General features: G+C 67.9%; 21 protein-coding genes. 12 read left to right on the forward strand and 9 right to left on the reverse strand.

Annotated features, from left to right (window positions below; translation table 11 throughout):
- Window positions 1–22: 22 nt before the first annotated feature.
- From trxA to NDI65_RS03915, 4 genes are all read right to left on the reverse strand, one after another.
- Window positions 23–448: a thioredoxin gene (gene trxA / locus NDI65_RS03900; RefSeq protein ID WP_089778685.1), complete on the reverse strand. Its 426-nt coding sequence runs from the start codon at window positions 446–448 to the stop codon at window positions 23–25.
- A 213-nt stretch (window positions 449–661) separates the two neighbouring features.
- Window positions 662–955, reverse strand: coding sequence for a hypothetical protein (locus NDI65_RS03905; protein WP_049920513.1), 294 nt, complete (start codon window positions 953–955; stop codon window positions 662–664).
- A complete protein-coding gene (locus NDI65_RS03910; RefSeq protein WP_004971053.1) occupies window positions 955–1,329 on the reverse strand; it encodes a helix-turn-helix domain-containing protein in 375 nt (124 codons plus the stop codon). Before NDI65_RS03910 ends, NDI65_RS03905 begins: the two co-directional genes overlap by 1 nt.
- Window positions 1,330–1,356: 27 nt before the next feature.
- Window positions 1,357–2,703: an NADH-dependent flavin oxidoreductase gene (locus NDI65_RS03915; protein ID WP_089778687.1), complete on the reverse strand. Its 1,347-nt coding sequence runs from the start codon at window positions 2,701–2,703 to the stop codon at window positions 1,357–1,359.
- Window positions 2,704–2,795: 92 nt separating this feature from the next.
- Here NDI65_RS03915 and NDI65_RS03920 point away from each other — a divergent pair, with 92 nt between their 5' ends.
- Window positions 2,796–3,824 (forward strand): succinylglutamate desuccinylase/aspartoacylase family protein, encoded by a 1,029-nt coding sequence (locus NDI65_RS03920; RefSeq protein WP_007274773.1) that lies wholly within the window; start codon window positions 2,796–2,798, stop codon window positions 3,822–3,824.
- 49 nt (window positions 3,825–3,873) lie between these two features.
- Here NDI65_RS03920 and NDI65_RS03925 read toward each other — a convergent pair whose 3' ends face one another.
- The 3 genes from NDI65_RS03925 to NDI65_RS03935 are packed head-to-tail and all read right to left on the reverse strand — an operon-like array spanning window position 3,874 to window position 5,445.
- Entirely contained in the window at window positions 3,874–4,083 is a 210-nt protein-coding gene (locus NDI65_RS03925; RefSeq protein ID WP_007274774.1) for a hypothetical protein, read from the reverse strand.
- On the reverse strand, window positions 4,080–4,598 hold the full coding sequence (locus NDI65_RS03930; protein ID WP_007274775.1) for a macro domain-containing protein: 519 nt from the start codon (window positions 4,596–4,598) through the stop codon (window positions 4,080–4,082). Before NDI65_RS03930 ends, NDI65_RS03925 begins: the two co-directional genes overlap by 4 nt.
- 1 nt (window position 4,599) lies before the next feature.
- On the reverse strand, window positions 4,600–5,445 hold the full coding sequence (locus tag NDI65_RS03935) for an aldo/keto reductase (protein ID WP_007274776.1): 846 nt from the start codon (window positions 5,443–5,445) through the stop codon (window positions 4,600–4,602).
- Window positions 5,446–5,557: 112 nt separating this feature from the next.
- Here NDI65_RS03935 and NDI65_RS03940 point away from each other — a divergent pair, with 112 nt between their 5' ends.
- Window positions 5,558–6,244, forward strand: coding sequence for a DUF2071 domain-containing protein (locus NDI65_RS03940; RefSeq protein ID WP_310893413.1), 687 nt, complete (start codon window positions 5,558–5,560; stop codon window positions 6,242–6,244).
- A 21-nt stretch (window positions 6,245–6,265) separates the two neighbouring features.
- Here NDI65_RS03940 and NDI65_RS03945 read toward each other — a convergent pair whose 3' ends face one another.
- Window positions 6,266–8,419, reverse strand: a complete 2,154-nt coding sequence (locus NDI65_RS03945; protein WP_310893414.1) for a S9 family peptidase — start codon at window positions 8,417–8,419, stop codon at window positions 6,266–6,268.
- Between the two features lie 129 nt (window positions 8,420–8,548).
- Between NDI65_RS03945 and NDI65_RS03950 the strand changes: the two genes are divergently transcribed.
- From NDI65_RS03950 to NDI65_RS03985, 8 genes are all read left to right on the forward strand, one after another.
- Entirely contained in the window at window positions 8,549–8,995 is a 447-nt protein-coding gene (locus NDI65_RS03950) for a hypothetical protein (protein ID WP_008573466.1), read from the forward strand.
- Window positions 8,996–9,101: 106 nt separating this feature from the next.
- Window positions 9,102–9,227: a hypothetical protein gene (locus tag NDI65_RS03955; protein WP_264371807.1), complete on the forward strand. Its 126-nt coding sequence runs from the start codon at window positions 9,102–9,104 to the stop codon at window positions 9,225–9,227.
- Window positions 9,224–10,261 (forward strand): metallophosphoesterase, encoded by a 1,038-nt coding sequence (locus tag NDI65_RS03960; protein ID WP_089778693.1) that lies wholly within the window; start codon window positions 9,224–9,226, stop codon window positions 10,259–10,261. The genes NDI65_RS03955 and NDI65_RS03960 overlap by 4 nt, the downstream gene beginning before the upstream one ends.
- Window positions 10,252–11,028, forward strand: coding sequence for a hypothetical protein (locus NDI65_RS03965; RefSeq protein WP_089778695.1), 777 nt, complete (start codon window positions 10,252–10,254; stop codon window positions 11,026–11,028). The genes NDI65_RS03960 and NDI65_RS03965 overlap by 10 nt, the downstream gene beginning before the upstream one ends.
- A gap of 134 nt (window positions 11,029–11,162) precedes the next feature.
- Window positions 11,163–11,576, forward strand: a complete 414-nt coding sequence (locus NDI65_RS03970; protein WP_193310953.1) for a PH domain-containing protein — start codon at window positions 11,163–11,165, stop codon at window positions 11,574–11,576.
- The gene (locus NDI65_RS03975) at window positions 11,573–13,360 is read left to right on the forward strand and encodes a PH domain-containing protein (protein ID WP_089778699.1); all 1,788 of its coding nucleotides are present in this window, start codon (window positions 11,573–11,575) and stop codon (window positions 13,358–13,360) included. Before NDI65_RS03970 ends, NDI65_RS03975 begins: the two co-directional genes overlap by 4 nt.
- A 77-nt stretch (window positions 13,361–13,437) precedes the next feature.
- A complete protein-coding gene (locus NDI65_RS03980) occupies window positions 13,438–14,133 on the forward strand; it encodes a carbonic anhydrase (RefSeq protein ID WP_089778701.1) in 696 nt (231 codons plus the stop codon).
- Between the two features lie 397 nt (window positions 14,134–14,530).
- A complete protein-coding gene (locus NDI65_RS03985; RefSeq protein WP_310893415.1) occupies window positions 14,531–15,379 on the forward strand; it encodes a hypothetical protein in 849 nt (282 codons plus the stop codon).
- A 334-nt stretch (window positions 15,380–15,713) separates the two neighbouring features.
- Here the strand turns inward: NDI65_RS03985 and eda are convergent, their stop codons facing one another.
- Window positions 15,714–16,373, reverse strand: a complete 660-nt coding sequence (gene eda / locus NDI65_RS03990; protein ID WP_310893416.1) for a bifunctional 4-hydroxy-2-oxoglutarate aldolase/2-dehydro-3-deoxy-phosphogluconate aldolase — start codon at window positions 16,371–16,373, stop codon at window positions 15,714–15,716.
- Window positions 16,374–16,577: 204 nt separating this feature from the next.
- On the opposite strand from eda, the gene NDI65_RS03995 reads away from it, so the two are divergent.
- Both NDI65_RS03995 and NDI65_RS04000 read left to right on the forward strand, forming a co-directional pair.
- Window positions 16,578–17,642: a trypsin-like peptidase domain-containing protein gene (locus tag NDI65_RS03995; RefSeq protein WP_089778705.1), complete on the forward strand. Its 1,065-nt coding sequence runs from the start codon at window positions 16,578–16,580 to the stop codon at window positions 17,640–17,642.
- A gap of 58 nt (window positions 17,643–17,700) precedes the next feature.
- Window positions 17,701–18,102 (forward strand): hypothetical protein, encoded by a 402-nt coding sequence (locus NDI65_RS04000; protein ID WP_089778707.1) that lies wholly within the window; start codon window positions 17,701–17,703, stop codon window positions 18,100–18,102.
- Window positions 18,103–18,104: the final 2 nt, after the last annotated feature.

Here is an 18,104-nt window from a genome sequence, read left to right on the forward strand (position 1 = left end):
GAGTCTCGGGGACGGAGAACGCTTACGCGAGGTGGGATTCGACGAGGTTCTTCAGGTCGTCGTAGCCGCGGACGCCGACGAGCTGTTCGACCGCCTCGCCGTCGGCGAAAAGCACCATCGTCGGGACGCCCCGGACCTGGTACTGGGCGGCGAGCTCCTGGTTCGCGTCCACGTCGACCTTGGCGACCGCGGCGTCGGTGTTCTCCGCGAGCTTCTTCACGGTGGGTTCGAGCATCTTGCACGGGCCGCACCAATCCGCGTAGAAGTCGACGAGCACCACGTCGTACGACGACACGGCGTCTTCCAGCTCTGACGCGCCGTCGACGTGGATGGGCTCTGCCGGCCCAGCCGCGGTTTCTTTCGCCGCGCTCCCGCCGTCACCGCGGAGCTTGGATTCGAGTTGTTCGCGTTTCTGCTTCCGAATATCGGTCAGTTCGTCGTCGGACATACCTACCGATACCGGCCGCACCCTAATAACAGTTTTGTACAATTCGAACAATAACGGCCATCGATCGACCGACGGTAGCGCGCGACACGGGTCGGGGCGGAGTGGCGACTCGTGGCCGGACGACGAGGAGAAACGGCGGGGAGCGCGACCGCGAGTCGCGGGTTGATTCGAAGGCGGTTCGGCGGGTCCGGAGACAGTCCCCCGGTCCGAGCGTCAGTCGACGTACAGCGAGTAGGTGATGACCGCGAAGCCGACGAGCGTCAGCACCGAGTCGAAGAGCAGTCCGGTGGCGAGGTCGACGTTGAGAATCACGTCGAGCGCACCGCCGAGCATCGCGCCGAGCGTGACGACGCCGAACCCGAGCGCGAGCGCGCGGAGCGACGCCGCACCGGTGTTCCGGTACGCCTTGTAGCTGAAGTAGGTGATGAGCCCGCCGAGGACGAGGATGCCCGTCTTGACGACGATTATCATCGTCGCAATCGTCGGCGAGGCGCTGAGGTGCCCCATCAGGTCTCCCTCCGGACCCGCGACCAGATGTCCGCGAGGCGTTCGTCGGGCGTCTGCTCGGGGCGGCCGACCGCGACGTCGAAGTCGCGGTCCTCGTTGAGCGCGATTCGCACCTCGTCGAAGGCGACCTCGTAGGTCGTCGCGTGGTGGCCGTCCGCGCGAATCTGGGTCCCCTCGGCGAGGAGCGCCGCGTCCGTGAGCAGGTCCAGCTTCCTGTACGTCGTCGAAAGCGGGATGTCACACGTGTCTGAGATTTCGCTTGCCGTCATGGGTTCTTCGAGTCCTCTGATGATGGCTCGGGCGTCCGCGTCGTCGAGCGCGTCGAGCACCGCCGTCAGTTCGGCCGACTCCATCGCGGACCGGTCGCGCGCCATTACCCAGACTCACCGACGAGAGCCTTATTAACTCTCCGGGTCGGGCTCGTCGCTATCCGCCGATTCGGGGGCTGTGTCGTACGCGCCCTCCATTCTGAGGGCCCCCGCGCGGGCCAACACCGCGGGCGTTCGACAGACGCCCGGCGCGCCCGTCGCCTGCGGCACCGCGCAGTTGTTGCAGTTCTCGCAGACGACCCGCGTGTCGGCCGCCACGTCGCGGCCGAGCAGTCGCGCCGGGAGCTCCGGTTCGGCGTAGAACGGCCGGGCCATCCCGACGGCGTCGCAGGCGTCGCCGAGCAGTCGGTCGATGTGGCCGCGCTCGCGGATGCCGCCCTCGCAGAGCACGGGCACCGAGACGGCGTCGCGGACGCGGCGGCACAGGTCGGCGTTCCACGCCGGGTCGAAGTCGTACCACGCCGCTTCGATTCGGTTGCCGAGTTCGACGAGTCGCGCCCGGAGCGGGCCGCCGAAGGCCGCGGCGTAGCCGTCGCGGTAGCGGTCGTCGCGCCACGCGCGAGCCGGGAACGACCCCCGGACGATGCTCGCGTCCCAGAACACCGACCCCGAGACGGGGACGAGCGCGTCGTAGCCGGCGTCGTCGAGGCGGCGGCAGATGTCGACCGCGTCGGCCTCGGTCAGGCGTCGGCGGACGCCGGGCGGCGCGGCCGTCTCGGCCGGCACTTTCGTCATGAGCGGCACGTCGCCCGCCCGCCCGCGGACCTCGTCGGCGACGACCTCCAGAAACCGGACGCCGTCGCCGAACTCGTCGTCCCGGCGGTTGTAGAACGGCGAGAGGAACTGGTGGACGACGCCCATGTTCGCGCCGGCGACGTGGACAACGTCGTAGCCGGCGTCGACGGCCATCGCCGCGGAGCGGCCGAAGTCCGCCGCGAGGTCGTACACCTCCTCGGTCGTCATGACGTGGGCGTCGTAGTCGAGAAAGCCGAGGCCGTCGAGCAGTCTGAGGAGCCGCGGCGGCCGGGAGACGGCGAGCTGTCGCAGGTCGGGGTGGTCCCGTCGGTACGCGGCGTGCCACGTCTCCATGCTCCGCAGGCCGCCGTACTCCAACTGGACCGCGACGGCCGCGCCGTGGTCGTGGAGTCGCTCCGTCACCGCCGACAGCGACGCCGCGAACTCGGGGTCCGCGATGCGGGTCATCCCCGGCGCGGCACAGCCGCCCGTCTCGCGGACGATGGTCGCGCCCTGACAGACGAGGCCCGCGCCGGCCCGCGCCGCGGGTTCGAGTTCCGCCGCGAGGCGCTCGGGCGCGTCGGGTCCGGTGCCCGCGCATTCGAGGACCGGCGCGCGGTAGAGCCGGTTTCGGAGCGTGAGCCCGCCGATGTCGAGCGGGTCGTCGAGCCGAGGAGTCGCCATGAGAGAAACGTGGCGCGCGAGCGACGTAAATCGACGCGGCGGTCGGTCGCCACCGGTCAACCTTCTTACCCGTCGCCGCCGATGACCGTCTCATGAACCCCGAACCGTTCAGGTACGACTCGGAGGTGCCGCCGGGCGAGGTGCGACACCTCAGATACGAAATCAGCGAGACGTACCTCGGCGACCCCGTCGAGATACCCGTCACGGTCATCAACGGCGAGCAGGGCGGGCCGTCGGTCTTCATGACCGCGGCGCTCCACGGCGACGAGCTCAACGGCGTGAAGGTGATGCAGGAGGTCGCGAGCCGGTACAACCCCGCGGACATCCACGGCACCATCGTCTGCATCCACGTGGCGAACGTCCCCGGCTACCTCGCCCAACAGCGCTACATCCCCATCTACGACCTCGACCTGAACCGGTCGTTCCCCGGCCGCGACGGCGCGAACACGGCCGAGCGCATGGCGAACCAAATCTACCGCCGGTTCGTCGAGCCCTGCGACCTCGGCATCGACTTCCACACCTCGACGCGCAACCGGACGACGATGTACCACGTCCGCGCCGACATGAACCGCCCCGAGGTCGCACGCCTCGCGCGGTCGTTCGGCGCGAACCTCATCCTTTCGGGCGAGGCCGAGGCGAGTTCGCTCCGCACCGTCGCCACCAACGACGGGATTCCGACCATCACCGTCGAGATGGGCCGCGCCCACCGCTTCCAGCCGGCGATGGTCGACCGCGCGCTCGACGGCGTCGAGAGCGTCCTCGCCGAGTACGGCGTCCTCCCGGACGAGGCGGTCAGCTGGCCGGGCTGGTCGCGCGTCATCGACTCCGCGACGGACAAGACGTGGCTCCGCGCCGACGTGGGCGGCCTCGTCGAGATGCAGTACGGCGACGTGCCCCTCGTCCACGAGGGCGACACCATCTGCACCATCTCGGACCACTTCAAGACGAGAGAAAAGCGCGTCTCTGCGCCCTTTACCGGCCTCGTCGCCGGCGTCCTCCAGAACCCGGTCGCCGCGCCCGGCCACCCGCTCTGTCACCTCGTCAGCGTCGACGACGCGACGCTCCGCGAGATAGAGCGCGAAATCGAGGCCGGCGAGTTCACGGAACGCCCGTGGAGTTAGGCGGGGCGCGTCGAATCAGACGCGCTCGTGTCGCCGCCGCCCCGCTCGGTCAGTCGTCCGCGCCGACCTGCTCGTGGGTGTGGTGGAAAAACCGGACGTGCGGCCGCCCGTCGCGTTCGACCGGCTCGAAGCAGACGCGCCGGTAGCGCTCGTTGTCGAGGAGATTGACGAGCAGGCCGCGGTCGTGGAGCGAGACCGAGTCGTAGGGCGTCGAACAGACCGGACACAGCTCCGGGTCGGTCGCGTCGCTCACCGTCATTTTCCGGTCCCCGACCCGACCGCGTCGGCGACCCGCGAAACCGTCTCGAACTCGTCGTCCGCGTAGGCGATGAACCGAACGTCGCGGAGCGAACTCGGCTCGAACGCCGCGAGCTCCTCGCAGATGAGTCGCGCGCCGTCGGCGAGGTCGAACCCGGCGACGCCACAGCCGAGCGCCGGAATCACGAGCGACTCACAGCCGCGGTCGTCCGCGGCCCGCAGGGCGTTTCGCGTGGCGTCGCGGATGCTCTCGGCGGTCGCCCGCCCGTCGCCGTAGTGGGGCATCGCCGCGGCGTGAATCACGACCTCGGCGTCGAGGTCGAAGGCGTCGGTGACGGCGGCCGCGCCGAGGGCTATCGGCCCCTTCGCCATCGCCGCGTCGTTCAGTTCGGGACCGCCGCCGCGACGGAGCGCGCCCGCGACGCCGGAGCCCATCCGGAGGCTCGTCCCCGCGGCGTTCACCAGCGCGTCGGCCGACTGGGCGGCGATGTCGCCCTGTACGACGGTGTACTCCACGTCAGGCCAGTCGGTCCATGTCCTCGTCGTCGAGGTCGATGTGCGAGGCCGCCACGTTGTCGCGGAGGTGCGAGACGCTGGACGTGCCGGGGATGGGAAGCATCACGTCGGAGCGGTACAGGAGCCACGCGAGGGCGATCTGCTGGGGCGTCGCGTCGTGTTTCGCCGCGACCGCGGAGACGGCGTCGGCCCGGTCGCCGAGGTCGCCCGCGCCCAGCGGGTACCACGGGATGAAGCCGATGCCGTACTCCTCGCAGGCGTCGAGGCTCGCCTCGAACTCGCGGTCGCCGATGTTGAAGCGGTTCTGGACCGTGGCGATGTCGACGATGTCGCGCGCCTCGTCGAGCTGTTCGACCGAGACGTTCGAGAGGCCGACGTGCCGAATCAGTCCCTCGTCTTTCATCTCGGCGAGCGCGTGGACCGAGTCCTCGAAGGAGACGTGCGGGTCGGGGCGGTGAAGCTGATAGAGGTCGATGGTGTCCACGCGGAGGCGGTCGAGGCTTCCGAGGACGGCGTTCCGGAGGTAGTCGGGGTCGCCGTTGGGCTTCCAGTCGCCGTCGGTGTTGCGGAGCAGACCGCCCTTCGTGGCGACCACGAGGTCGTCCGGGTAGGGCGCGAGCGCCTCGCCGATGAGGCGCTCGGAGACGGCGGGGCCGTAGGAGTCCGCCGTGTCGATGAGGTCGACGCCGTGGACGAGCGACTCGTGGAGGACCTTCTTCGCGTTCTCCACGTCGTCCGGCTCGCCGATGATGTCGTCGCCGGTGATGCGCATCGCGCCGAAGCCGAGTCGGTGAACCGTGAGGTCGCCGCCGATGTCGAACGTGCCGCTGGCGTTTTCGAGTCCCATAGATGACAGTTCGTCGCCAGACACCTGTGCGTTTCGCTGGGGGAAATCGACCGCAGAGGGCGGTGCCCGCGACCGCCGAAACCCACACCCGTCGGCGGTCCTAACGGTCGCTATGGACCTCCTGTCGATGCGCTGGCGGCACACGCTGTTCGCCCACTGGCCGGTCGCTCCCGAACTCGTGGAGCCGCGACTTCCCGACCGGCTCACGGTGGCGACCCGCGACGGGCGGGCGTGGCTCGGCGTCGTCTCGTTCGACATGACGGACATCCGCCCGCGCGGGTCGCCAATCGGGTTGGGGTTCCCCGAGGTGAACCTCCGGACCTACGTCGAACCCGCCGACGGCGGCCCCCGCGGCGTCTACTTCTTCACCCTCGACGCCGCCGACCGCCTCGGCGTGACGATGGCCCGACTGGGCTACCGGCTCCCGTACCACTACGCGACCATCTCGGTCGAGGAGCGAGACGGCGCGGTCGACTACGAGAGCTACCGGCCGGCGACCGCCGAGACGCCGGAAGCGCGGTTCGAGGCGACCTACCGACCGACCGGCGAGGTCCGAACCCTCGACCCCGGGTCGCTCGACGCGTTCCTCGTCGAGAACTACCGCTTTTACACGGACGAGTGGCCCGTCGTCATCGGCGACATCGACCACGACCCGTGGCCGATACAGGACGTCGAAGCCGAGATTCGCGCGAACACGATGTTCGAGGCCTGCGGCTTCGACCACCCCGGCGGCGACCCGGTACTCCACTACGCGGCCGACCTCGACGTGACGGCGAAGCCGCCCGCGGTGCTTCGGTGAGGCCGCCGACGCCCGCGCCTCTCAGTCGCCGCCGTCCGTATCGTCCGCCGTGTCGTCTGTCTCGACCGCCGGGTCGTGACGCTCGTACCAGTCGAGAATCTGCTCCAGTCGGTGGGTCGCCCGCTCGGGCGTCGAAATCGAGTGCTGTTCCTCCGGGTAGACGACGAGTTTGGCGTCGACGCCCTGTGCCTTCGCGGAGACGTAGAGCTGTTCTGACTGACTCGGCGGACACCGCCAGTCCTGCCCGCCCGCCATCACCAGAAGCGGCGTGTCGATGTCGCCGGCGTCGGTGATGGCCGACGAGGTGTCGAGCGCCTCCGGGTTCTCCCACGGGAGGCCGAACTCGTATCTCGTCCACAGGTGGTTGTCGTCGGTGCCGTACGACGACCGGAGGTCGTAGATGCCGTGTTCGGGGGCGGCCGCCGTCAGGAGGTCGGTCTGGGTCACGAGGTAGCCCTGCGCGATGCCGCCGTAGGAGATGCCGTAGCCGAAGACGCGCTCCGGGTCGGTCCAACCGCGGTCGACGAGGTCCTCGACGCCCGCGACGATGTCGTCTACCTCGACCGAGCCCCACTGCCCTCGGAGCTGTTCCGCGAAGTCGCGCCCGTAAGAGGTGCTCCCGCGGTAGTTCACGCGCACGACGAGATAGCCGCGGGAGGTGAACACCGGGTGGTCGAACCGGAACGCCGGTTCGTCGTAGGCGATGGGGCCGCCGTGGATGGCGACGACCGTCGGGCGCGGGTCGGGGTCGTCGAAGTCGAAGTCGGCGGGCGCGTAGACGACGCCCTCGACTTCCCAGCCGTCGCTCTCGAAGGCGACCCGTCGGACCTTCGGCATCTCGTACTCGTCGGTGACGGTCTCGTTGAGCGCCGACAGTCGGGTGAACGACTCGGCGTGGGCCGCGTCGACCGCGTCGATGTCGGCCAGAGAGACGGCGTAGGCGTCCCACCCGTCGGCCGGGTCGGAGACGAGCAGGCCGGCCGTGTCGCCGGCGACGTGCAGTCCCTGTATCGCTCTGAACTCGCCCTGTGCGTCGAACACGCGCTCGGGGGCGTCGGTATCGGGGTCGAGTCGCGCGATGCGCGACTTCCCCTCGTCGGCGACGAGCGCGTAGAGTTCGTCGTCGCCCGCCCACGACGGCGAGGCCCCCAACGCGAGCGTCCGGTCGAGCGACGTGGAGACGGACCGGACCTCGTCGGAATCGAGGTCGGCGACGCGGATTTCGCGCGGGACGTACCAGTTCTCGTGGTCACCCGCCTGAAACGCGATTCGGGAGCCGTCGGGGCTCCAGCGCGGCGTCCCGGTCGCGTAGCCGCCGCTCGTCAGCTTCCGGTCGTTCGAGCCGTCGGCGTCGATGACGAACAGGTCCTGTTCGAGCGTGTCGTCCGGGCGGTCGGCGTCGCAGGAGACGTAGGCGATTCGGTCGTCGGGGCTCCACGTGGGCTGGAGACCGCCGGCGTCGGCGAACGCGCCCGCGGCGGTTGCGTCGTCGAGGCGCTCCGTCTCGCCCGTGTCGAGGTTCACGACGAACAGGTAGGTCGTCACCGTGTCGGTCCAGCCGACGCCGTTGATTTTGTGTTGGAGCCGCTCGGTCACGACCGGCCCGCCGTCCTTCCGCTCGTCGAGATACTCGCGCTCCTCGTCGGTCGGGTCGCGCGCGGAGACGACGAGGCGGTCGCCGTCCGGCGACCAGTCGAACTCCGAGACGCCCTCGTCGAGGTCGGTGAGCTGGGTCGCGTCGCCGCCGAGTTCGAGGTCGAAACACCAGACCTGCGGCTTGGGACCGCTCTCGCCGCCGGTTGGCGGTTCGTCGTCGGAGTCGTCGCCATCGTCGGTATCCTCGGTGTCGGCGTCATCAGCATCGTCGGCCTCGCCTTCGGTTTCGTCGTCCGCGCGGCCGACCCGCCGAGAGAGGTCCTCGTCGCGGGCGGCGACGAACGCGAGTCGGCTTCCGTCGGGCGACCACGTCGGGGACGACGCGCCGGGGTGACGAGTGAGTCGGTGCGGCTCGCGGGAGCCGTCGGCGGGGACCACGAACAGGGAGGCGACGCGTTCGTCTTCGTCGGGGTCGCACTCGGTCGCGGTGAAGGCGACCGTCGACCCGTCCGGCGAGACGGCGACCTCGCCGGTGACCGAGAGGTCGCTGAACGCTTCGGGAGGGAGTTCTCCTGACATGGCTCGAAACGTTCGACCGAGTGACAAATAAATTTGTGTCGGCGAACCCGGCGACCGCGTGCGGTCGGTCCACCGCCCCGCCCGCCCGAAGGTGAAACCTTCAAGCATCGCTGAACTAACCCGACGGACATGGCACTCATCGACACCGTGATGGCAACGCTCCACCTCGTCGTCGGCGGTCTCTGGACGGGGAGCGTCCTCTTTTTCGCGCTCGCCGTGCTGCCGACCGCCCGCGCCGGGAACATCCGCGCCGCCGCGTTCGAATCGGTCGTCTCGCGGCTGACGATGTGGTCCCGCGGGGCCTCGCTCGTGATGTTCGCCACCGGCGGCCACCTCGCCGGCACGCGCTACACCGCCGAGAGCCTGTTCGGCTCCGGCCGCGGCCACCTCGTCCTCGGGATGCTCGCGCTCTGGTTCGTCCTGACCGGCCTCGTCGAAGTCGGTCGGGCCCGCGCGAAAGACGGCCTCGCCGAAAAGAAGGTCCGCACGCCGGCCGAGAAGGCCGCGCCGTTCTACCTCGGTGCCGCGCTCGTCGCCGTCTTGCTCCTCGTCGACGCCGGCCTGCTCCTCAACTGACGCCGGCACCGACTCCCGAGGGCTCCGTAGAGTATCTATATCTACGTTAGAAAATATATATTCTGTACGATATGTTTATGGGCTCGGTCCGGGTGAGTCCACGTGTATGCACGGGGACGAGACGCGCGCCACCGAGTCGCCGCTTCGAATCGAGCTGTGTCCCGAGACCGGGCGGATACGCGTCCACCGGGAGACCGCGCTGGGGACGTTCACGCGGACCATCGACCGATGAGCCCGGACGCCCCGCTGACCATCGGGGAGACGCCGGTCGGGAGGTCGGCCGAGCGCGGTCCCGGTCCGGTGCTCGCGCGCCTCGCACGACCGGTCTCGGAGACGCCGACCCGGCTCGCGGTCGTCGCCGACCCGCACGTCACGCCGACGGGTTCCGGCACGTGGAAAGTCTACCACCGGAGCGAGACGCGGCTTCGGACCGCCGTCTCGACCATCGCCGACCTCGACGTCGACGCGACGGTCCTGCTCGGCGACCTGACCCGCGACGGCCGCCCCGAGGAGTACGACGTGGTCGACGAACTCCTCCGCGACCTGCCGGGGCCGCGGGTCGCGGTTCCCGGCAACCACGACGTGCCGAAGCGCTGGGACGACTACGACGCCCCGACGCCGGCCGAGTTCGCGGCGCGCTACGCTGACGACGCCCTCCCGTTCGTCCGCCGGGTCGGCGGCGTCGACATCGTCGGCCTCGACTCCGCCGGCGGCGGCCCGAACCTCTCGCTCACCGACACCCACGAGGGGGCCGTTCCCGACTCCCAACTCCGCTGGCTCGACACGATCCTCGCTGACGCGACGACCCCGGTCGTCGTCCTCCACCACAACGTCTTCCACCCCCGCCGCCACACCGGCCAGTTCCCCGACGCCGACTTCTACCAGCTCCGCAACGCCGACGAACTCGCCGCGGTGCTCGCGCGCCACGACGCGCCGCTCGTGCTCTCCGGACATATCCACTGGCCCGCGACGGCGGTGCGAGCCGGCGTCCGCGAACTCATCGCCCCGGCGACCTGCTCGTTCCCGCAGGCGTTCATCCTCGTCGACGTCGACCGCCGCGGGACGACCGTCCGACTCGTCCCGCTCGCGGGACCGAAGGGCATGGCCGAGGCGTACACGCTCGCCGCCGCCGGGGCCGCCCACGGGCAGGGTATCGCCGCGCACGCCGAGCGCGGGCAGCTGTCTGCGCTCCCGCTCGTCGACGAGCGGACGCCGCCGAGACGGGTCGTCGGCTCGGACGTTCCGGGGGCGGTTCGATGGCGGTGAGCCTCGACCGCCTCGACGACGCCCGCGAGGCACTCCGCGCCGAGCGCCGCCGCTGCGTGGACGAACGCGAGGCGTTCCGGGCGTTCCGCCGCGAGGTCGTCGCGTCGCGGGCGACGGCGTCGACTCCGAATCAGGCCCCCGCGGCCGCGACGCTCGTGGGCCAGCGGGGCGGGCGAGACAGGACCGACGCCGCGCTCTCCGGCCTGCGCCGGAGCTACGAGCGGACCGTGATGTCCGTCCCGCACTACGACGAGGAGTACGGCGACGACTTCGAGGAGAGCCTCGCCGCCGAGTTCGGCCCGGACGTGGCGACCGCGTTCCGGTCGGCGAGCGTCCTGTCGCCGCCGCTCCGGCGCACGGTCGCCGCGGCGGCCGCGTCGTCGCTGGACGAGCGCGAGCGGTTCGTCGAGGTCGTCGACGAGGAGGCCGAGTCGGTGGCGTCGATGCGCGACGATATCGAAGCCCTCCTCGGCCGGCTCGGCGACCTCGATCGGACGCCGCTTTCCGAACGCGGCTTCGACGCGCTGTTGGCGCTCTACGAGGAGCTATCGGCGCTCCGCGAGCGACTCGAAGAACTCGTCGCGGCGCGACAGGAGACGATTTCACACCACCGACGGGCGCTCTCCGCGCTGGTGCCGGACGTGACGGAGTTCCTCTACGCCGACCTGTCGGTCCGGTACCCGGTGCTTGCGACGCTCGCGGCGGTCGGCTCGACGCTCGACACCGCGACCCGACGGGTCGAACGCCGGCTCGCCGCCACCCCGTAAGCCGATTCGGTCGCGGCCACAGTTATTTATCCGTTCGAGGAGACGCCGGAGTATACGATGTTCACGCGCTCGGAGGGATTCCCGTGAATCGCCTCCACCCCCGTATCCGTCTTCTGTGGGTCGCCCGAGCGGTCGTGTTCGCCCTCGTCGTCGGCGGCGTGGCGACCGCGGTGACGATGTTCGGCCCCGTCTCGATACCCGCGTACGTCCCCGTCGCGGTCGGCGTCATCGTCCTCGTCGTCGGCGTCGCCGTCGCCCTGCTCCGGTATCGGGCGTGGGGCTACGAGGTCCGCGACGACTCGCTGTACCTCCAGCGCGGCGTCCTCACCAAGGTCAACACCGTCGTCCCGTTCGTCCGGGTCCAGCACGTCGACTCGACCCGCGGCCCGCTCGAACGGCTCGTCGGCCTCGCGTCGACCGTCGTCTACACCGCCGGCTCCCGCGGTGCCGACGTGTCGATTCCGGGGCTGACCCCCGAGGGCGCGGAGGACCTTCAAGACCGACTGAAGCGCCTCGCAATCGCGTCCGAGGGCGACGACGCGGTATGACCCGGCTGTCGCCGCTCTCGGTGCCCTATCGGGCGGTCCAGCGCAGCGCCAGCATCGTGTTCGCGCTCGCGTTCTTCGCGTTCACCGGCGGGACCGCCTTCGGCGGCTTCCTCGGCGGCCTCGGGGCCGTCGCGCTCGTCGGCGTCGCCGTGCTGGGCATCGCCGGCTACGAACTCGCCTACTTCCGCCGGTTCGAGTACGAACTCACGCCGGACACCCTGGACATCCGGTCGGGCGTGTTCTCCCGGCGCAACCGCGAGATTCCCTACCGGCGCATCCAGAACGTCGACATCTCCCGCAACGTCGCCCAGCGGCTGGTCGGCATCGCCGCCGTGAACCTCGAAACCGCGGGCGGCGGCGAGACCGAAGGCAGCCTCCGCTTCGTCAGCTACGAGGAGGCCCGCCGCATCCAGTCGGAGGTCGCCCGCCTGAAGCGCGGGGGCACCGACGGCGACGCGCCCGAACCCGAACAGGAACTGCTGTTCGAACTGACGCCGCGGGAGTTGGCCATCGTCGGCGCGCTGTCGTTCGACCTCCGACTCCCCGGCCTCGTCTTCGTGTTCGGGTCGACCGCCTTCCCCATCGTCGCCTCCTACGTGGACGTACCGGTCCCCGCCGGGAGCGCCGCGGCCGCGGGCGTCGGCATCGTCGCGCTGGTGCTCCTCGTCGCGCTCGTGTCGTGGGCCGCCGGCTTCGCCTCCGCGGTGGTGAACTACTACGGCTTCCGGCTGACCCGCGTCGGCGACGAACTCCAGTACGAACGCGGCCTCCTCCAGCGCTACAACGGGTCGATTCCGCTCGACAAGCTCCAGACGCTCACCGTCGAGGACAACCCCCTGAAGCGCCGGTTCGGCTACGCGACGCTCCTCGTGGAGACGGCGGGCTACGCCCCCGGTTCGGACGGGTCCAACGGGTCGGGTAGCGGCGGTCGCGGCTCCGAGGCGGCCATCCCGCTCGCGACCCGCGACCGCGTGCTCGGCCTCGTCGCCGACCTCGAAGGCGTCGAGGTGCCGACGTTCGAGGGGCCGCCGACGCGCATCCGCCGGCGCTACGCCGTCCGGTACTCGCTGGTCCTCGGCGCGGCGACGCTCGCGCTCTACGGCGCGAACCGGTTTCTCCCGCAGGAGATTCCGTGGTTCGTGCCGCTGGCGCTCGTCCCGGTGGCCGTCGTCGCCGGCGCGCTCCAGTGGCGGCACCGCGGCTACGCGCTCACCGAGGACCACTTCGTCACCCGCAACGGCTTCTGGAAGCGCGAGACGCGGTTCGTCCCCTACTACCGCGTGCAGACGGTCATCGAGCGCCGGACGATTTTCCAGCGCCGCTGGCGCGTCTCGACGGTCACGGCCGACACCGCGGGGAGCATCTCCCTCGTCGGCGGCGACGCGACCGCGGTCGACATCGAAGTCGCCGACGCGGCGGAGCTTCGGGAGACGCTGAACGACCGTCTCCGCGAGGCGCTTTCGGCGCGACGCGAGGCGCGACGGCAGTCCCGACAGGCCGCCCTCGGCATCCGCGCCGCGGAACCGGACCGCGACGCCGACGCGTCGGATTCGGAGGCGGTCGCCGACGACGAGGCCGACGTGAGTGAGACGCCCGAGTTCGTCGAGGAGGCCGAGCCGACGACCACCGAGGACGAAAACGAGGGCGAAGACGGGGAGACGGAGGCGGAGACAGAGACGGGGGTCGAACGAGAGCCGGACGACCCCTTCATCTGGGGCGAGTCTGTCGAGGCGGGCGACGACGACACCGAGGCGAGCGACGAGTCGGCCGATGACAGTCGATAGCCGAGAGGACCCACCGACGGCGGTGAACATCGCGACGAGCGGGGAGCTATATCGACGTGCGGGTGCAACGTAATCCAATGACGCGAACAGTGCTGGAGTCGCTGTTGGCCGGGAACGCGCGACACGTCGAGAGCCTCGCCGCCGACCACTTCGAGGGCGTCCGCGAGGCGCAGTCGCCGGCGGTCGTCTCGGTGAGCTGTTCGGACTCTCGGGTCCCCGCCGACGCGGTCTGGAGCGCCGACAGGGCCGGCGAGCTGTTCACGTCGGTCAACGTCGGCAATCAGGTGTGGACCGAAATCGACGGGCGGCTCGTCGTCAACGACGCCGTCGGCTACGCGGTGTCGGCGCTCAAGTCGACAGATATCGTCGTCCTCGGGCACACGGGCTGTGGCGCGGTGACGGCCGCCTACGAGACGGTCACCGACGGGAGCGTCGGGGACCTGCCCCCGGCGGTCGAAGCCGCCGTCTCGCGGCTCGTCCCGCTCGCCGAGGAGGCCCGCGAACTCGGCGTGTTCGACGCGGACACGCCGGGCGGCGAGGCGGTCAACCGACTCGTCGAGTACGCGGTCGTCCGGCAGGTGGAGTACCTCACCGAGAGCGACGAGATTCCCGAGGCGACCGACTGCTGGGGCTTCGTCTACGACTTCCAGCGCGTCTACGGCGACGCCGACGGCGCGGCCTACCTCGTCGCGGCCAACGGCGAGTCGGACCCCGACGCGCTCGCCGACGTGGTTCCCGATGGGTTCGAAGAACGCGTGCGGTCGATTCGGTAAGAAGCGATTGGCGGGCGGTTCGAGGGGATTTGATCCGTTGGAACCCGTGATTTCTGAGCTGAATTGCGTGCAGAATAGAGAGTGTATACAGCACGCCTTGTCCCTTTATTCGACTCAATCCATATTGAACAATTGTTAGGATGAGACTGTGGGTCTACCGCACCCCTTGTATCAGTAACCCCGCCACGACAAGTATCACACACCTACTCAGCGGTTGTTTCAGAGAGGAAGGTATTGAACGGAGATAATAACAACAAATCAATATTAATCAAGACCAATTCTTAGAGTTAATACGTGGGAACCAATGGATATTATAAACATTACAGATCTGAAACACATATTGGATTTCCAACTGTTTAGAAATGAATATGGTTTTTGATTGTCAGAGTCTAGTTGGATGTCTGATAAGAACATAGAACAACCGAATCGACGAACTGTTCTACAAGCTATGGGTGCAGCTGCTGGAGTTGGTTTGGTCCCAACAATCAGTTCCGGGAAAGAAGACAGCGTGGTGAAATTTGACAAAGCCATGAAGAAGCGGGATAAAAAAGATTGGAGCCTTGATAAATGGTTCAAATACATCGATGATAAAGATATAGAATACGGGAATGAACAAAAAACAACAAAAGTAGACCTGAAAACGGGTTCAAGTACAGATGGCCCGTCAACACAGATCATTTCGGGATTTGAGGAAAAAGACCTTACTCTAACAATGACTTACTACAGCCTTGGTAGTTATGACGCAGTAGAGTTACACTGGTCATTCGATAACAGTGGTATAGATGATGCATATACTGGAAAGCCAAAAGATATAGCTAAGATTGGCTATAACCCAGACCACTACAGTAAACCCCCGGAGAGAGATGGGGAGAGTTGGTATAGCTTTGGATCTGACATGGTTGAGCTTGGCAAAAAGCAAACACCAGAAGGGGGAGCTATTGCACGGTATAATGGCCTATACTTCAAAGGTCAGAATCCACTAATTGGAGATGGTGAAGTCGGAGGTGACTTAGATCTACAAGATTACATGACGCTTTATATTGATCCAGACACATCTGTTCCCCTAAATGAACGAGAGATATATTTCTCCTATTCAATGCTGTATGATTCGGCAAGTCTAGGAGATACCAATATATCCGATGATGGAATCAGTTTTGGTATTACTAACGAGGAGGATTCCTGGACCGTATCTCCGGCCTACGAACAAGAAGACCTCAGAAACGGGAAACAATATACCCCAAACTAAAATTAAGAAACCAGCTCTAAGCAGATCGATGGGTACTCAGGAGCCGAAATCATAAATCCGGCATGGTTATTTTCTCACAGGGGAGTGATTAACGCAAATGGAAGGAAACGAACTCAGCCCAAGCGGAGATAGTCAGTCGTATAACCTGAAGGGGTATGATAAGATTAGTTTATTTATTGCTGTATTTTTATATTTTGGTTCAGAACTAAACATAATTCCATTCCAAACGGCCGTCCTTTCGTTCCTTTTTGTCATTATATTATATCTCGTCTTGGATAGCTAAATACATATTATATATTCTATTATTTAAATTAGGACGACCACCCGCTCTCCCTCAGTCGTCTCGCGCGTCGTCGATGACGTTCGAGAACTCGCGGGCCGTCTCGGTGATGACCTCGAAGTCGCCGTTTTCGATTGCCTCGTCGTCCATGAGCGCGCCGCCCGCGCCGACGACGACCGCGCCGGCCTCGATGTAGTCCGCGGCGTTGTCGAGGCCGACGCCGCCGGTCGGCATCATCGGAATCTGCGGGAGCGGCCCCTTCATGCTCTTGAGGTGGCCGGGGCCGAGCGAGGAGGCGGGGAACACCTTCACGAGGTCCGCGCCCGCGGAGTACGCGTCGGTCGCCTCGGTCGGGGTCATGATGCCCGGCGCGACGAGCGTCCCGTAGCGGTTGCAGGTCTCGACGACGCCCTCGTCGAAGTTCGGCCCGACGACGAACTCCGCGCCGGCCTGGATGGCCGCGTTCGCGGTCGGCGCGTCGAGAACGGTCCCTGCCCCGACGATTGCCTCGCGGTCCGAGAAGGACGCCGACACCTCGCGGATGAGGTCCATCGCGTCGGGGTTGTCGGCCGTGATTTCGTAGGCGGTGACGCCGCCCTCGTGGAGCGCGTCGGCCACGTCGATGATGGTGTCCGCGTCCGCGCCGCGCATCACCGCGACGACGCCGCTGTCGGCGAGTCGTTGCATGTCCTCGTGTACGTCGAGTGCGACCATTGCTGTCTCGACGTTTACTACAGATAGTATTAAATTGGGGGCCTCGCGGCATCGCTTCGGTCGCGGGCCGCGGCCGCCGCACCCGACCGGATTGCCGCGGGAGACAGTCGTGTCCGTTGTCACCACGCGACACGCTCAAATCCGTCGGGCGCTAACCCGAGGTAAGCGACGCCCCGGCGGTATGTGCCGCCCCGTCGCACCACCATGCCAACGCATCCCGATTTCGAAGCGCTGTACCGCGACGTCATCCCCTCGGTCGTCTCCGTCTACGTCGGCGGCCGCCGCCGGCTCGGTGGGGCGGGCAGCGCCTTCGTCTACGACGACCGGCATCTCGTCACCAACGAGCACGTCTCGCGGCTCGCCGACGCCGGCGACGCCGGCCGGGTCGAACTCCGATTTGCCGACGGGTCGTGGCGCGTCGGCGAGGTCGTGGGCGCGGACGCCTACACCGACCTCGCCGTCGTCGCCGTCGACGACCTGCCCGACGACGCCGCGGCGCTCCCACTGGCGGCCGACAACCCCGCGCCGGGGCGGTCGGTCGCCGCGCTCGGCAACCCGCTGGGCCTCGACGGCTCCATCTCCGCGGGCATCGTCTCCGGGGCGAACCGGTCGCTTCCCACCTCGAACGGCTTCGCCATCCCGGACGTGGTCCAGACGGACGCCCCCATCAACCCCGGCAACTCGGGCGGGCCGCTCGTGGGATTCGCCGCCGGGGAATCTGACGGCGACGCCGACGCCGACGACGCCGGGGCCGCCTACGAGGTCGTCGGCGTCAACCGCGCCAAGCAGGGCGATAACATCGGCTTCGCCGTCTCGCCGGTCATCGCCAATCGCATCCTCCCGGCGCTCGTCGCCGACGGACGCTACCGCCACTCGTACCTCCGGGCGCGCACCCTCGACGTGACGCCGACGGTTGCCGACGCGAACGACCTCGACGCGCCGCACGGCGTCCTCGTCGTCGACGCCGCGGGTTCCGACGGGGACGAGGGCTTCCTCCACGGCTGTCGCGGGACGGCCGACTACCGCGGCACGGAAATCCCCGTCGGCGGCGACGTGCTCGTCGCCATCGAGGGCAACCCGGTCCGCACCCACGAGGAGTTGATGCGCTATCTCATCACCGAGACGCGCCCCGGCGAACCCGTCGCCGTCGGCATCGTCCGCGAGGGCGACCCGCTGACGCTCGTCGTCGAACTCGACGAGCGCCCCGCCGTCGACCGCGACGACCGGAGCGACCGCGGCGGCGGCGGCAGTCGTATCCCCGTGGAGTAGGCGGACCGCGGCCGCACGAGAGAATAGAATTTTGACAGTTCCGGACGAACGTGCGACTGTGCCTCCGACATCTACGACACCGGCCGACGGCGGTTCGAACGTCGTTCCGCCGGACAAGTCGCTGTTCGCCGAAATCGCCCCGTTCCGTCTGGCGGTCGGCGTCGTCTTTTGTGCCTTCGCCGTCGGCGCGGTCGCCTTCGGCTGGCTCCCGCCGATGAGCGCCGACGTGGTCGGCATCGCGCTCCTCTGTGTGGTCTTCCTCGCCGGCGGCTTCGTCCCGTTCAACGAAACCCTCGCGTTCTACGTCGCGCAGGCCGCGGCGTTCCTCGTCTGGGGCGCGCTCCGACTGGCGGTCGACGGCTTCGACGTGATTCCCCTCCTGTTGGGCGCGGCCGGAGCCGTCGGCCTCGCGGTCTACGGCCGACGGGCGCTCCGTGACGGACTCAGGGCGCTGGTCTGAGT

Origin of the sequence: Haloferax sp. S2CR25 (assembly GCF_031624535.1) — an archaeon.
GTDB lineage: Archaea > Halobacteriota > Halobacteria > Halobacteriales > Haloferacaceae > Haloferax > Haloferax massiliensis.